Origin of the sequence: Pelagerythrobacter marensis, assembly GCF_036700095.1 — a bacterium.
GTDB lineage: Bacteria > Pseudomonadota > Alphaproteobacteria > Sphingomonadales > Sphingomonadaceae > Pelagerythrobacter > Pelagerythrobacter marensis_A.
On sequence record NZ_CP144918.1, the window covers coordinates 2,771,044 to 2,785,257 of the forward strand.

General features: G+C 66.4%; 13 protein-coding genes. 2 read left to right on the forward strand and 11 right to left on the reverse strand.

The window, feature by feature from the left end:
• A complete protein-coding gene (locus tag V5F89_RS13275; RefSeq protein ID WP_338446108.1) occupies positions 1-1,329 on the reverse strand; it encodes a pyruvate dehydrogenase complex dihydrolipoamide acetyltransferase in 1,329 nt (442 codons plus the stop codon).
• 122 nt (positions 1,330-1,451) lie between these two features.
• Here V5F89_RS13275 and V5F89_RS13280 point away from each other — a divergent pair, with 122 nt between their 5' ends.
• Positions 1,452-1,904, forward strand: coding sequence for a universal stress protein (locus V5F89_RS13280; RefSeq protein WP_338446109.1), 453 nt, complete (start codon positions 1,452-1,454; stop codon positions 1,902-1,904).
• Here V5F89_RS13280 and V5F89_RS13285 read toward each other — a convergent pair.
• Positions 1,897-2,289 (reverse strand): hypothetical protein, encoded by a 393-nt coding sequence (locus tag V5F89_RS13285; protein ID WP_338446110.1) that lies wholly within the window; start codon positions 2,287-2,289, stop codon positions 1,897-1,899. The genes V5F89_RS13280 and V5F89_RS13285 overlap by 8 nt on opposite strands.
• Before the next feature lie 108 nt (positions 2,290-2,397).
• On the opposite strand from V5F89_RS13285, the gene V5F89_RS13290 reads away from it, so the two are divergent.
• A complete protein-coding gene (locus tag V5F89_RS13290; protein ID WP_338446111.1) occupies positions 2,398-3,183 on the forward strand; it encodes a helix-turn-helix transcriptional regulator in 786 nt (261 codons plus the stop codon).
• Positions 3,184-3,189: 6 nt separating this feature from the next.
• Here the strand turns inward: V5F89_RS13290 and rnr are convergent, their stop codons facing one another.
• From rnr to radA, 9 genes are all read right to left on the reverse strand, one after another.
• Positions 3,190-5,466 carry a ribonuclease R gene (rnr, locus tag V5F89_RS13295; RefSeq protein WP_425334358.1) on the reverse strand — a complete coding sequence of 759 codons (2,277 nt, stop codon included), beginning with the start codon at positions 5,464-5,466 and terminating at the stop codon, positions 3,190-3,192.
• 12 nt (positions 5,467-5,478) lie between these two features.
• Complete coding sequence (locus V5F89_RS13300; RefSeq protein ID WP_338446113.1) at positions 5,479-6,825, reverse strand: M28 family peptidase; 1,347 nt, start codon at positions 6,823-6,825, stop codon at positions 5,479-5,481.
• A 63-nt stretch (positions 6,826-6,888) separates the two neighbouring features.
• Positions 6,889-8,430 (reverse strand): proline--tRNA ligase, encoded by a 1,542-nt coding sequence (gene proS, locus V5F89_RS13305; protein ID WP_338446114.1) that lies wholly within the window; start codon positions 8,428-8,430, stop codon positions 6,889-6,891.
• Between the two features lie 48 nt (positions 8,431-8,478).
• Entirely contained in the window at positions 8,479-9,036 is a 558-nt protein-coding gene (gene phaR / locus V5F89_RS13310; protein WP_338446115.1) for a polyhydroxyalkanoate synthesis repressor PhaR, read from the reverse strand.
• Positions 9,037-9,109: 73 nt separating this feature from the next.
• Positions 9,110-10,150 carry an alanine racemase gene (alr, locus tag V5F89_RS13315; RefSeq protein ID WP_338446116.1) on the reverse strand — a complete coding sequence of 347 codons (1,041 nt, stop codon included), beginning with the start codon at positions 10,148-10,150 and terminating at the stop codon, positions 9,110-9,112.
• Positions 10,143-11,777, reverse strand: a complete 1,635-nt coding sequence (locus V5F89_RS13320) for an MFS transporter (RefSeq protein ID WP_338446117.1) — start codon at positions 11,775-11,777, stop codon at positions 10,143-10,145. Before V5F89_RS13320 ends, alr begins: the two co-directional genes overlap by 8 nt.
• A gap of 34 nt (positions 11,778-11,811) precedes the next feature.
• Positions 11,812-12,249 (reverse strand): iron-sulfur cluster assembly scaffold protein, encoded by a 438-nt coding sequence (locus V5F89_RS13325; RefSeq protein WP_338446118.1) that lies wholly within the window; start codon positions 12,247-12,249, stop codon positions 11,812-11,814.
• A complete protein-coding gene (locus V5F89_RS13330) occupies positions 12,246-12,767 on the reverse strand; it encodes a CvpA family protein (protein WP_338446119.1) in 522 nt (173 codons plus the stop codon). Before V5F89_RS13330 ends, V5F89_RS13325 begins: the two co-directional genes overlap by 4 nt.
• Positions 12,768-12,780: 13 nt before the next feature.
• Positions 12,781-14,157: a DNA repair protein RadA gene (radA, locus tag V5F89_RS13335; protein ID WP_338446120.1), complete on the reverse strand. Its 1,377-nt coding sequence runs from the start codon at positions 14,155-14,157 to the stop codon at positions 12,781-12,783.
• Between the last annotated feature and the right edge of the window lie 57 nt (positions 14,158-14,214).

The following is a 14,214-nucleotide window of genomic DNA, read 5'->3' on the forward strand; positions in this document are numbered from 1 at the left end:
TCACACCACCAGCCCCATCGGGTTCTCCACCAGCTGGCGGAACGCGTCCATCAGCTTCGCGCCGTCGACCCCGTCGATCGCGCGATGGTCGAAGCTGCCGGTGGCGCTCATCATCGTGGCGACGCCGAGCGCGTCGTCGATCACATGCGGCCGCTTCTCGCCCGCGCCGACGGCGAGGATCATCGCCTGCGGCGGGTTGATCACGGCGTCGAACTGCTTGGTGCCGAACATGCCGAGGTTGGAAAGCGACGCGGTGCCGCCCTGGTATTCGTGCGGCTGCAGCTTGCCCTCGCGGGCCTTCTCCGCCAGCTCCTTCATCTCGGTGGAAATCTGCGCCAGTCCCTTGCGCCCGGCATCGGTGACGATCGGCGTGATGAGGCCGCTCGGGGCGGCGACCGCGACCGAGATGTCCTGCCGCTGGTACTGGTGCAGTGTGTCGCCCTGGAAGCTGACGTTGCACTGCGGCACCCGCTGCAATGCGCGGGCGAGCGCCTTGATCAGCAGGTCGTTGACCGACAGCTTGACGCCGTCCGCCTCGAGACTGGCGTTGAGTTCGCCGCGCAGCTTGAGCAGCGCGTCGAGCCGGACGTCCACGGTGAGGTAGATGTGCGGAATGCTCTGCTTGGCTTCGGTCAGGCGGCGCGCGATGACTTTGCGCACGTTGTTGAGCTTGACCGCTTCGTAGGGTGCTTCGGACCCGCCCTGCGGTGCGCCGGCGGCGGCTTCCTTTGTCGGGGCCGGGGCCGCGGCCTGGCTTGCGCCTTTCGCGGGCGCTTCGGCCTGTTCGACGTCGGCCTTGACGATCCGGCCGTTCGGACCGCTTCCGCTGATCGCGGCAAGGTCGATGCCTTTCTGCTCGGCGATACGGCGCGCGAGCGGCGAAGCGATCACCCGCTCCCCGTCGACCTTGGGCGCGGCGGGGGTCTTGGGCTGCTTGTCGGATGCGTCGTCGCCTTTGTCCAGGGCCTCGGCCTTCGGTTCCTTCTTTTCGCTCTCGTCCTTTTCGCTCCCGTCCGGTTTCCCGCTGTCGTCCGATTTCCCGCTCGCGTTCGAAGCCGCCGCCGCCTTGGCTTCTTCGGGATCCTCGTCCTCGCCAGCGAGAATCGCGATGACAGTGCCGACTTTCACCCCTTCGGTGCCCTCGGCAACTTCGATCGCGACGATCGTTCCTTCGTCGACCGCTTCGAACTCCATCGTGGCCTTGTCGGTTTCGATCTCGGCCATGATGTCGCCGGAACTGACTGCGTCGCCTTCCTTCACAAGCCACTTGGCGAGCGTGCCTTCTTCCATCGTGGGCGAAAGGGCGGGCATCTTGATCGGAGTGGGCATGGTTTACGTCGGGTCCTCGCGAGTTTTCGCGGCCTGCTCTGGCCAATTTGGCGCGCATGGGCAAGGTCCTTGCGCGGAATACGATTTCATCGGATAGCTGCAAGGGGGCGAAAGGAATACGCATGCGGGTCTATCTCGTAATCATGGACGAGACCGAGGAAGCGCGCAAAGCGCTGCGCTTCGCCGCGCGCCGTGCGCAGGCTACCGGGGGTGCGGTACATATCCTCGCTCTCGTGCAGCCGCAGAGCTTCAACGCTTTTGGGGGGGTTCAGGCGACGATCGAGCAGGAAGCGCGCGACCGGGCGGAAGTCATGGCCAGCAGCGCCGCGGGCAACCTCTATTCCGAAAGCGGCAGAATGCCCACGATCGCGGTGCGCGTGGGCGAAGGGCAGGCGGTCATCAAGGACTATCTGGCCGAACATCCCGAGGTTGCCGCGCTGGTGCTCGGTTCGGCGGCGGAGGGCGGGCCCGGCCCGCTGGTGACGCATTTTTCGGCGCACGCAGGCTCGCTGCCCTGCCCTCTTTTCGTGATCCCCGGCGGCCTCAGCACCGAGGCGATCGACGCGCTCAGCTAGCGGTCGCGGGCTGCGCGGCGAGGCGTTTCCAGCCGCGCCATTCGAGCACCGCGAACAGCTCCACCGCAATCGCCTGGCCGACGATCGCGACGTGCCCGGTCGCCGTCAGCGAATCGAAGTGGATCAGCCATACGGCAAGGCTGGCGAGCACCCAGCCGACGTTGCCGACCGCGACCGCCAGCAGCAGCGGCCGGACCGGACGGATCGCCAGAAACGCCAGCAGGGCGGCGACGGGCAGGCATATCCAGCCGGCCGCTGCGACAATCGCCGCGGGAAGCCCCAGCAGCCCGGCGACAGCGGCGGTGGCGCCGACACAGAGGGCGAAGAACAGCGCGCAACTCGCCGCATCGAGCACGAGCGCCTTGGTAAGAGAGATAGTCCGCATGAGCCTTACTCCTTCGGTTGGTGGAACCGTGGTCGCAGCGCAAGCGAGGCAAGTCGATTACCCCGCAGGTAATGGTTTTCGTTTTTCGGCAGCGCTAGGCTCCGGTCCATGGAACAGCCCGAACTCGGCGCAATGCTGCGCGAATGGCGGACCCGGCGGAAAGTCAGCCAGCTCGAACTCGCGCTCGCGAGCGAGATCTCGCAGCGCCATCTCAGCTTCATCGAGACCGGGCGCAGCGCGCCCAGCGCGGCGGTGGTCGACCGGCTCGCGCAGGAACTGGCGATGCCCATGCGCGCCCACAACGCCCTGCGCATTGCCGCGGGCTACGCCCCTGCGCACCGGGAGCGTCCGCTGGACGATCCGCAAATGGGGGAGGCGCACGAGATCGTGCAGCGCCTGCTTGCCGGGCACGAGCCCTATCCGGCGGTCGCGGTCGACCGGGCCTGGAACCTCGTCGCGGCAAACGCAGCCCTGCCGGCGCTGCTGGCGGGGGCGGCCGCCGAACTGCTGGAGCCGCCGGTCAACGTCCTGCGCCTGGCGCTTCATCCGCAAGGGATCGCGCCCATGATCGCGAACTTCGCGGAATGGCGCGCGCATCTGCTCGCGCGGCTGGCGGCCCAGATCGAGGCCAGCGGCGATCCGGTTCTCGCCGCGCTTGAGGGGGAGCTGCGCGCCCTGCCCCATCCGCGCACGCCCGGTCCGCCGCCACAGGCAAACGGACAGGCGATTGCGGTCCCGCTGGTGCTGGACCTGCCGCAAGGGCGCCTCTCGCTGATATCGACCACCACCGTGTTCGGCAGCCCGGTCGACCTCACCCTGTCCGAACTGGCGATCGAGGCCTTCTTTCCCGCGGACGGGGAATCGCGCGCCATTCTCGCCGAGCTGGGCCAGTAGCGAAGCTCAGCGCTTCTGCTTGCCGCGCCCCTGGTGGCGGATATTGGCCGGCCGGCCGCGCTTGCCCTGCCCCGTGCGGCCCTGCCGGCTGCGCTTTTCCGGGCGTTCGCCGCGCGGTTCGATCCGGCCTTCCTTGTCGGGCAGCTCGAACTTGAGCGCGCCCGTCAGCGCGTTCGCTTCGCCCAGCCGCAGCTTCAGCCGGTCGCCGGGCGCATAGCGCGTTCCGCTGTCCGAACCGACCAGCGCCTGAGCGGCCTCGTCGTATCCGAAATATTCGTCTCCCAGAGTGGAGATCGGCACCAGCCCGTCACCCCCCAGCCCTTCGATCGTCGCGAAGAAACCGAACGGCTGCACCCCGGTGATGCGTGTATCGAACGTCTCGCCCACGCGGCCCGACAGCCAGGCGGCGACATAGCGGTCGATCGTGTCCCGCTCCGCTTCCATGGCGCGGCGCTCGGCCTGGCTGATGGCGTCGGACACTTTGGCCAGATCCTCCCGATCGCGGTCGGAGAGGCCGCTGCCGGGCGGCAGGTCGCCCGCCGGCCGGGGCTGTTCGAGGCCGAATGCGTCGACCAGCGCGCGATGGACGAGCAAGTCGGCATAGCGCCGGATCGGCGAGGTAAAGTGCGCGTAGGAGCCGAGCGCCAACCCGAAGTGCCCTGCATTCTGCGGGCCGTAATAGGCCTGCGTCTGCGTGCGCAGCACCGCCTCCATCACCTGGGCCTTCTCGCTCTCGTCGGTCACGTCCTTGAGCATGCGGTTGAACAGGCCGGGCGTGATGACCTGCCCCAGCGCCATCGAGCGGCCGAACGTGGCGAGATATTCCTTGAGCGCGACCAGCTTTTCGCGGCTCGGTGGTTCGTGGACGCGATAGACCACGGGGGCGGTCTTGCTTTCCAGCGCTTTGGCCGCCGCGACATTGGCGGCGATCATGAAATCCTCGACCACGCGATGGGCGTCCAGCCGTTCGCGCACCGCGATCTCGGCGATCTTGCCTTCGTCGTCGAGCCGCACCTGGCGCTCGGGCAATTCCAGCTCCAGCGGATCGCGCCGGTTGCGCGCGTCGAACAACAGTTTCCAGGCGCTCCAGAGGTGCTGCAGGTGTTCGGGGGCATCGCCGGCGTCGATCGCTGCCTGCGCGTCCTCGTAAGCGACATTGTGGGCGATACGCACGATCGCGCGGGTAAAGCGCCACTTCGTCACTTTGCCTTCGGACGAAATGCGCAAGTGGCAGGCCATGGCGGCGCGATCTTCGTCCTGCCGCAGCGAGCATACGTCCGCGCTGAGCACTTCGGGCAGCATCGGGACCACGCGGTCGGGGAAATAGACCGAGTTGCCCCGCTTGCGCGCCTCGCGGTCCAGCTCGCCGCCCGGGCGAACGTAGAAGCTGACGTCGGCAATCGCGACGAGCGCGCGATAGCCGCCCTCCCCGTCTGGCTCGGCCCAGATCGCGTCGTCGTGGTCGCGGGCGTCGGCCGGGTCGATCGCAACAATGGGCAGGTGGCGCAAGTCCTCGCGCTTGTCCTCGCTCAACGGCAGCTTGGCCGCGCGCTTCGCCTCCGCGATCGCACCGTCCGGGAAGACGTGCGGGATGCCGTGCTTGGCGATGGCGATCAGCGAGAAGCTTTTCGGCGCAAGCGGGTCGCCCAGAACTTCGACCACTTTCACACCGGCGCGGGGGCTGCGCCCGGCCGGCTCGGCCAGCACGAGCTGCCCCTCCTCCGCCCCGCCGAGATCGGAGATGGGGGAGGAGTTGCGCACCCGCTTGTCCACCGGCGCGAGCCAGCCCTTGCCGCTGCGGTCGATCTCGACCACGCCCATCAGCCCGTCGGTGCGGGCGGGCAGCTTCTTCATGACGTGGGCTTTCCACCCCCGGCCGGCCTCCTCGGTGCGAGCGAGGATGCGATCGCCGACCTTCAGCGCTGGATGGCGGCCCTTGCCCTTCTTGCCTTCGATCACCCGCAGCCGGGGCGGCGGGGTCGCATCGTCGGGCTGCCAGCTATCCGGAATGGCGAAGGGTTCGCCGTCCTCGATGTCCATCACCCGCAGCACGGTGACTTTCGGAACCCCGCCCATGCGGTGATAGGCGGTCTTCTTCCCGTCGATCAGGCCTTCTTCGGCCATGTCCTTGAGACGCTTCTTGAGCGCGATCTTCTCCTGCCCCTTGAGGCCGAAGGCCTTGGCGATCTCGCGCTTGCCGACGACCTTGTCGGACGTCTGGATGAATTCGAGGATCTGCTCGCGCGTGGGCAGGCCGTGTGTCTTGGGTTGCATCCCTGCCATATGGGGGCGCGACTAGTCGCTGTCATCCTCTGCGACAGGAATGGGGGCGAAAGCGCCGGCCGGAACGGCGCTGGCGACAGGGCTCATCGAACCGTCGGCGCCCCGCGCGCTGACCCCGAAGATCCAGTCGTCGCCGCGCACACCCTCCAGCCGGGCGCTGGTGGCCACGACGTTCGCGATCAGCGGCTCCTCCCGCCAATAGGGTTCGTCGGTGCGGCGATGCCATATCGTGTAACCGGTGGCACCGGGGACTTCGTCCCACGCAAGCGCGGTGAATGTCTGAACCGCCGCTTCCGCGCTCGGCGCGGGCGGCTGCGGCGCGCGCGCCAGCCTGTCGAGGGCGCGAACGTTCAGCTGGGTCACTCGGGCGAGGTAGGGGAAATCCATTTCGTCCACGGTATCGCCGTAGACCACGCCGTCTTCGGTGCGCAGATCCTGGTGCTGATGCTCGTAATCCTCGACCGCGACCGAGAAGCGGACCGCAGGATAACCTTTCTCGAGGAAAGGTATCTGGTCGCCGCCGCGCCCCATCCGGTCGGTCCGCCAGATCTGGCGGACATCGAGCCCTTCCGGCGTTTCCTCCGCCAGATTGTCGAGCCAGCGCGAAAGGTTGCGCCCCGGGCTGTCGTTCTCCCCACCGTTGCGACGCTGATCGGCGCGGATGGCGGGAGTGAGATCGGCACGCGGCCCTTCGGAGAAGACGCGGACGTGGCGGTCGTCGCAATATCCATCCGATCCGCAGCTGCCGCCGACGATATCGTTGTTGAGCACGGCCTTGACCGTCCACCCCTGTTCCTGTGCATAATCCGCCAGCAGCCGGCCGCCATAGAGGCCCTGCTCCTCGCCCGACAGCAGAGCATAGACGATGGTGGTGGGATAGCGGCGTTGCGAAAGCACGCGCGCCGCTTCGATGACGAGCGCGGTTCCCGAAGCATCGTCGTTCGCGCCCGGCGCATCGCTGGTGAAATCCATCACGTCGCTGACGCGGCTGTCGATATGCCCCTGAACGATCACGACTTCGTTCGGCCGCTCGGTGCCGCGCTGGATCGCCACCGCGTTGCGAAGGCGCGTCGGATGCGGAATCCGGTTCCCCTGCACCACGCGCTCCGGCGCGACCACGTTCAGACAGCCGCCGCACCGCGCCGAAATCCGCTCGAACTCGGCCAGCCCCCAGTCGACCGCGGCACCTATGCCGCGTTCGGGATCGTCCTGGGCCGACAGTGTGTGCCGTGTGCCGAAGCTCACCAGCTTTTCGACATCGGCGCGCAGGCGTTCTTCCGACACGTTGTCGGCGGGGTGGTCCTGCGCGCTCAGCGGCGCGGCGAGAAGGAGGATGGCGAACGGAAGGAGCTTTTGCATGGCACGCAATTTCGCGGCCAATCGGAATTATTGCAAGGGGAAGCGCGAGCGGCGCGGAGCGGTCTAGTAGGCCTTGCCGATCAGCACCCGCTCCACCGCGGGTTCGCCGGTAAAGATGCAGGCTCCTTCGGCTCCCGCAGCGCCGATCGGTACGTTGCGAACCGTCAGTTTGAGCGCCTTCAGATCCGCAACGACTTTGTCCAGGGCCGCACCGGTCGGTTTCGACCACTGGACCTCGACCCAGCCGGGATAGCGGCCGTTCGACGCGAAAAACGCCTTGAGCGCATCGAAAGTCTCCACGCCGCGCGCCACGTTCGCTTCGCGCCGCTCGCGCGCTTCGGCGAACAGCGCCTGCTGAATCTCCTCCAGCATGGCGGGGATCGCCCGCGCCGCCTCGTCGCGCGCCGGGGACTGGAAGGCGGGTTTGCCGTTCTCGCCCCATAGCCTGTCGCGGCGCAGCAGGCTGACGACGCCGCCCTCCATATCGCGCGCCCCGACCTCGACGATCACCGGCGCCCCCTTGCGCACCCAGTCCCAGCGCTTGGCCGCGGCCTTGCCCGGCTTGTCGTCGAGCAATACGCGCACGGGTTCGCCCAGCGCCGACTGCGAAGCGAGCGCGAATCGCAGTCCCTCGCAATATTCGATCAGCGCCGCATCGCCATCGTCGTCGCGCAGCATCGGCAGGATCACGACCTGCCAGGGTGCGATCCGGGGCGGAACGCGCAGCCCGTCGTCGTCGCCGTGAGTCATGATCACGCCGCCGACGAGCCGGGTCGATACGCCCCAGCTGGTCGTGTGGCACAGTTCCTGGGCGCCTTCGCGGTTCTGGTAACGGATACCGGCCGCTTGCGCGAAATTGGTGCCGAGATAGTGGCTCGTGCCCGCCTGCAGCGCCTTGCCGTCCTGCATCATCGCCTCGATCGACCATGTTTCGACCGCGCCCGGGAAGCGCTCGTGCTCGGGCTTTTCGCCCGCCACCACGGGCATGGCCAGATCGTCCTCGGCATGGGCGCGATAGACTTCGAGCATGCGCAGCGTATGTTCTTTCGCGTCGTCGGCGTTTTCGTGCGCGGTATGCCCTTCCTGCCAGAGGAACTCGCTCGTGCGCAGGAACATGCGCGTGCGCATTTCCCAGCGCACGACATTGGCCCACTGGTTCAGCTTCAGCGGAAGGTCGCGCCACGACTGCACCCATCGGGCCATTGCGTCGCCGATGATCGTTTCGGAGGTCGGCCGGACGACCAGCGGTTCTTCCAGCTTCGCCTCGGGGTCGGGAACCAGGCCGCCCTCGCCGTCCGCGATCAGGCGGTGATGGGTGACCACCGCCATTTCCTTGGCGAAGCCTTCAACGTGTTCGGCCTCCCGCTCGAAATTGGAAAGCGGGATGAAAATCGGGAAATAGCAGTTGTCGTGGCCGGTCGCCTTGATTCTCGCGTCGAGCAGCCGCTGGATGCGCTCCCATATGCCGTAGCCCCAAGGCTTGATCACCATGCACCCGCGCACGCCCGATTCCTCGGCCATGTCGGCGGCGGAGATCACTTCCTGATACCACTGTGCGAAATCGTCTGCGCGCCGGGTGTTCAGCGCATGGCGAATCTTGGACACGTCGTTTCCCGTTGTTTTCTGACTGGCAGGCAGAGCGGCCCGTTCGCGCTACTTGCCCAGCTCGTCCAGCTTTTTCTGCATCGCCGCCATCTGTTCGCGAAGGGCGGCGATCTCCGAATCCTGTTTGGGGGATGCGGGCGTATCGTCCGGCTCGGCGGTGCCGGGCATGAAAGCCTCCGTCGCCGCGCGCATCATGGCCATGTTGGTCTCCGCGATCTTGGCGAACGGGCTGTTGCCCATGCCATCGCGAAACGCCTCCTGCAGCTTGGCCTGGTTCTTGCGGAAATTCGCCATGCTGGCTTCGAGATAGCCCGGCATCATCGCCTGCATCGAATTGCCGTACATCGAAATCAGGTCGCGTAAAAAGCTGACCGGCAGCATCTGTTCGCCGCTCGATTCCTCTTCCATGATGATCTGGGTCAGGATCGAATGGGTGATGTCGTCCCCCGACTTCGCATCGACCACCTTGAACTGCACGTCTTCCCGCGTCATCCGCGCAAGATCGTCCAGCGTGATGTAGCTTGAGGTTCCGGTGTTGTAGAGGCGCCGGTTCGCGTACTTCTTGATGATGATCGGGTCGTCGGGATTGCCCTGGGATCTGGCCATGGAAAAGGTCCTGAAAATGCTGCGCCGATGCTGCATTAGCAGGTGCAGCATGTGCGGCGCAACATAGCCCTGTCTATCGGCGAAAGCGACGGCCGAGAGTGGTGAGCAACTCGTATTGCGACATCCCGCAGGAGCGGGCGATTTCGGGCAGGGAGAACGGCACGTCGAGCCAGTCCCCTTCCCCGACCTGCGGTGCGGCGGTGAGATCGACCACCACCATGTCCATCGAAACCTTGCCCAGAAGCGGCAGTGCCGCTTCGCCGAAGCGCAGCGCGCTCGCCGGGCCGCGGCAACGAAGAAAGCCGTCCGCATATCCCAGCGAAACGGTCGCGGCGCGCATTGCCCTCGGGGCGATGAACGTCGCGTTGTACCCGACGCTGTCGCCGGGCGAGAGGTCTCGCACCTGGATCACTGCGGCCTGAGGAAAGGCGACCTGCCGGATATCGTCTGTCAGTTCGTTTCGGGGAACGCCGCCATAGAGCGAGAGGCCGGGCCGCGTGAGTTGGAATGCGTAGTCCCGGCCGAGGGCGATTCCCGCGCTGTTCGCCAAGCTGCGACGCTGCGCCGGCACGACCGCACACACGTCGCGGAAACGCTCCAACTGCAAGGCGTTCAAGGGACTGTCCTCGTCCGCCGAGGCGAGATGCGACATCAGGATGTCCACTTCCAGCGCCGCGATCGCGCTGTCGCCGAGATCCTGCGGCGCGACGCCGAGACGGTTGATGCCCGTATCCACCATAAGGTCGCAGCGTCCCCCGCCGCCGTCGAGCCACCGCCGCGCCTGTTCGATGCTGTTGATCACCGGCTTGATGCCAAGCCCTCTTGCATAGTCCGCGTCTTCGGAGCGGATCGGCCCATGCAGGACCGAGATGCGCGCAGGATCGACATAGTGCACGATATCGGGTGCCTCGCTCCAGTGAGCGATAAAGAAGTCGCACGCACCCGCCTGCTGCAAGGTCTTCGCGACCGTGCCCGCCCCGAGGCCGTACCCGTCGGCCTTGACCGCGGCCCCCGCGCTCGCGTCGCCCGAAAGCGCGTCGAGCGCGCGCCAGTTCGCCGTGAGGGCAGCCCTATCGAGTTTCAGCCGCAAGCTGGGCGGCGGGAGATCAGGCATCGGCTTCGAAATCTTTCGGCGGTCCCCCGGGCAGGCCCCACCAGGCGACGACCACGCCGAACGCGACCACTGCCCAAGTGTACCACAGCCCTGCGTAGACATCGCCCGTTCGCGCGACGATTATCCCCGCGATCAGCGGCAGGAAACCGCCGAGATAGCCGGCCCCGATATGATAGGGGATCGACATCGAGGAATAGCGGATCTGCGGCGGAAACATCTCGGCCAGCAGCGCGGCCACCGAGCCGTATGTCAGCGCCGACAATCCGCCGAGCACGAGAAGGAGCGCAAGAATGCCGGCGATATTGACCAGCGGCGGGGATTGCCGCGCAAAATCGAAACCGTGCCGTTCCAGCGCAGCGATTATGCCGTCCCGCCGCGCGGCGCTGTCGTCGAACCATTCGGGCGCGATGGCAATCGGATCGCCCGCAACGGTCAGCGACAGCGTGGCCGCCGGCTCCACCGAATAACGCACGCCGCTGGCAGTCAACGTCTCCAGCACTTTGCCGCAGTCGGTCTGCTCGCGGTCGAACAGCTCGGCGAAGGGATCGGTCGTGCATTGCGGGCCAGAGACGACGACGGGGTTCTCCCGCGCAGCCTCCGCCAGGCCGGGGTTGGCAAGCTGGCCCATGCCCCAGAATGTCGGAAACAGCAGGACCAGGGCCAGCAGTGCACCGATCACGATCGGTTTCTTGCGCCCCACGCGGTCGGACCAGCGCCCGACAACGATATAGAACGACATCGCGATCAGCCCGGCTGCGAACAGGATCAGTTCGACCAGTTGCTCTTCCATCCGCATCGGTCCGCGCAGGAACGACAGGCCGGAGAAGAAGGCGGTGTACCAGATCGTCGTCAGAACGCCTGTGATCCCGAACAGCGCGACGAAAATCCGCTTCTTGTTGCCGGGATAGCTGAAGCTTTCGGCGAATGGATTCGCAGCGGTTCTTCCTTCGGCCTTCATCGCCTGAAACACCGGGCTTTCGTTCAGTTTCAGCCGCATCCAGAGCGAGATGCCGAGCAGGACGATCGAAAGCAGGAACGGCACGCGCCAGCCCCACTCGACAAAATCGTCTTCCGGAATGATGAAACGGCACGCAAGGACCACTGCAATCGACAGCACAAAGCCACCGACAACACTGGCCTGGATGAAACTGGTGTAGAAACCGCGCTTCTCGGGCGGGGCATGTTCGGCCACGTAGATCGCCGCGCCGCCATATTCTCCGCCCAGCGCAAGACCCTGAAGGATGCGGAAACCGATCACGATGATCGGTGCCGCGAGGCCGATGCTCGCCGCACTGGGAATCATCCCGACGCCTGCCGTCGCGATCCCCATCAGGGTCACGGTAATCAGGAACGTGTACTTGCGCCCCCAGCGATCGCCGAGAAAGCCGAACAGGATCGCGCCGAGCGGACGAAAACCGAAGCCGACCGCGAACCCGGCCCAGACCAGCAGGAGCTGGAGCGTCTCGTTCCCGCTCGGAAAGAACGCCGCGCCGATCAGCCCGGCAAGCGTTCCGTAGATGAAGAAATCGTACCATTCGAACACCGTGCCCGCCGACGATGCGGCGATGACCAGACGGATTTCTTTCTCGGTCGGCTCCCTGAGCGCCGGTGCTGCGCTTTCGATCATGTGGACGTCCCTCTCCCCAAAAGGCTGCCCCGCCTTATTCCGCCGCGCTCGCGTTGGAAAGTGCGGCGCGCGCCGCTCTCCACGGCAGCAGGATCGCTTCGTGCCGTCCGGGGTGTTCGCGCGCCGCGGCGATGGCATCGATTCCCGGCCAGTCCGCGTCCGGTCCGCCGGCGAGCCAGTCCGCAATCGCGTGCTCGGCGGCAACGACGTCCCCATGGTCCCGGCCCGCCGCACCGGCAGCGAAGACTGCGGCGGCGGCCTGACCGACGGCGCAGGCCGATACCTGCATCCCGATCCGTTCGATCGCACCATCGGCGTCGCACGCTAGACCCATAGCGAGCCTGCTGCCGCAAGTACGCGACACCGCCTCCCCCTGGCGCGGCAGGGTATCGTCCAGCGGGTAATTCGCCAGATCGACCGCGAGGTTCAGAAGCGCAGGCGTATAGAGCCGGCCGGCACCGTTTTCGCTCATTGCGATGTCGCGGCGCCGTTGCGCAGGGCCTGCCGCCGTTCGTGGACGATTTCGACCAGAGCGTCGCTACCCGCATTGACGAGGCGATATGTCCTGGCGCCGCTTATCCAGTCGGGGCGTCCCGCCGCGCCCCAGATCGTATCGTACCCCAGGACCAGCAGGGAAAAGGCCAGGACCACGATGATCGCGCCCTTGATCGCACCGAACCCGAACCCGAGCACGCGGTCTATCGGGCCGAGGAGCGAATTGCGCGAAACCCGGCCAGCACGGCCGGCGATCAGCTTCATCGCGGCATAGGGTATGAGCAGCAGGAGCGTGAACGCGAGGACCGCAGCGCCGGTCTCGCTGCCGACATAAGGCTCGATCGCCTGATAGAGCGGCGTGTGCAGCGCACGGATCGCGAAGAGCGCGAGGATCCACGCGGCAAGCGACAGGATTTCCTGCACGAAGCCGCGCATGAAACCGCCGACCGCGGCCACGCCGACGATGATCAGCACGATGATGTCGAAGACGGTCATGGAACGCGCAAAATTAGGTGTTCGCCACGATGCGGTCAACGAGATTGGCGAGCTGGCCGATTTCGCGATAGTCCAGCGATCCGCGTTGCCCGGCTTTCGCGGTGTCGTCGGCGGGTCCGAACCCGCGATCGAATCCCAGCTTGGCCGCTTCGCGCAGCCGCAACGAACAGTGCGCGACGGGCCGGATCTCGCCGGCCAGCGAGACTTCCCCGAACCATACGCTTTTGCCAGGCAGCGGCCGATCGGCAAGCGCCGAAACGAGCGCGGCGGCGACGGCCAGATCGGCCGCGGGATCGGTCAGGCGATAGCCGCCCGCCACATTGAGATAGACTTCGGCCGAGCTGAAGTTGAGCCCGCAGCGCGCCTCCAGCACGGCGAGGAGCATGGCGAGCCGGCCATTGTCCCAACCGACCACCGCACGTCGCGGCGTGGCGCCGCTTTGCAACCGCACGATCAGGGCCTGGACTTCGACCAGCACGGGTCGCGTGCCTTCCAGCGCGGGGAAAACCGCGCTGCCCGCGAGCGGCTCGTCCCGGCCGGAAAGGAACAGCATCGAGGGGTTGGAAACTTCCTCCAGCCCCCGCCCGGCCATCGCAAAAACCCCGATCTCGTCGACCGGGCCGAAGCGGTTCTTGAGGCTGCGCAGGATACGATACTGATGGCTCCGCTCCCCCTCGAAGCTCATCACCACGTCGACCATGTGTTCGAGCACGCGCGGACCGGCGATATTGCCGTCTTTCGTTACGTGGCCGACCAGGACAAGAGCGACGCCGTTTTCCTTGGCGTAGCGGATCAGCTCGAATGCGCAGCCGCGCACCTGGCTGACAGTGCCGGGCGCGCCTTCGATCGTGTCGGAATACATCGTCTGGATCGAATCGATCACCAGCAGGGTGGGCGGGGCCATGGTGTGCAGAGTGGTCAGAATATCGCGCACCGAAGTCGCAGCGGCGAGGCGTATCGGTGCATCAGCCAGACCCAGGCGCGCGGCGCGCAGCCGCACTTGCCCCGCGGCCTCTTCTCCGCTGACATAAACCGTGTCCCCTCCTCCGCCGGCGATTTTCGCTGCGGCCTGGAGCAGCAGGGTTGATTTGCCGATCCCGGGATCGCCGCCCATCAGGATTGCCGATCCGGGGACCAGCCCGCCGCCCAGCGCGCGGTCGAACTCGGCGAGGCCGGTCGAGCGTCGCGACAACACTTCGCCGGGGGTGTCGAGCGGTTCGAAGACCACGGCGCGGCCCCCGCTCGACAAGTCGTGCTTCTGCGAAAACACGGTGGCCGGCGCGTCTTCCGCGAGCGTGTTCCATTCCGCACAATCGGGGCACTGCCCCTGCCAGCGGTGCGACACCGACCCACAGGCCTGACAGACGTAGCGCTTCTTCGATTTTGCCATGCGAAGGCGATAAACGGAACATTTAAGGAACGCAATTGCCAAGCACGCAAATGCCCG

What these genes read in the sequence shown, in the direction of transcription:
- V5F89_RS13320 (WP_338446117.1), bottom strand. Translation starts at nt 11,777, where the DNA reads ATGATCGAAAGCGCAGCACCGGCGCTCAGGGAGCCGACCGAGAAAGAA.
- V5F89_RS13275 (WP_338446108.1), bottom strand. Translation starts at nt 1,329, where the DNA reads ATGCCCACTCCGATCAAGATGCCCGCCCTTTCGCCCACGATGGAAGAA.
- V5F89_RS13300 (WP_338446113.1), bottom strand. Translation starts at nt 6,825, where the DNA reads ATGCAAAAGCTCCTTCCGTTCGCCATCCTCCTTCTCGCCGCGCCGCTG.
- V5F89_RS13325 (WP_338446118.1), bottom strand. Translation starts at nt 12,249, where the DNA reads ATGAGCGAAAACGGTGCCGGCCGGCTCTATACGCCTGCGCTTCTGAAC.
- V5F89_RS13285 (WP_338446110.1), bottom strand. Translation starts at nt 2,289, where the DNA reads ATGCGGACTATCTCTCTTACCAAGGCGCTCGTGCTCGATGCGGCGAGT.
- radA (WP_338446120.1), bottom strand. Translation starts at nt 14,157, where the DNA reads ATGGCAAAATCGAAGAAGCGCTACGTCTGTCAGGCCTGTGGGTCGGTG.
- V5F89_RS13290 (WP_338446111.1), top strand. Translation starts at nt 2,398, where the DNA reads ATGGAACAGCCCGAACTCGGCGCAATGCTGCGCGAATGGCGGACCCGG.
- rnr (WP_425334358.1), bottom strand. Translation starts at nt 5,466, where the DNA reads ATGGCAGGGATGCAACCCAAGACACACGGCCTGCCCACGCGCGAGCAG.
- alr (WP_338446116.1), bottom strand. Translation starts at nt 10,150, where the DNA reads ATGCCTGATCTCCCGCCGCCCAGCTTGCGGCTGAAACTCGATAGGGCT.
- phaR (WP_338446115.1), bottom strand. Translation starts at nt 9,036, where the DNA reads ATGGCCAGATCCCAGGGCAATCCCGACGACCCGATCATCATCAAGAAG.
- V5F89_RS13280 (WP_338446109.1), top strand. Translation starts at nt 1,452, where the DNA reads ATGCGGGTCTATCTCGTAATCATGGACGAGACCGAGGAAGCGCGCAAA.
- V5F89_RS13330 (WP_338446119.1), bottom strand. Translation starts at nt 12,767, where the DNA reads ATGACCGTCTTCGACATCATCGTGCTGATCATCGTCGGCGTGGCCGCG.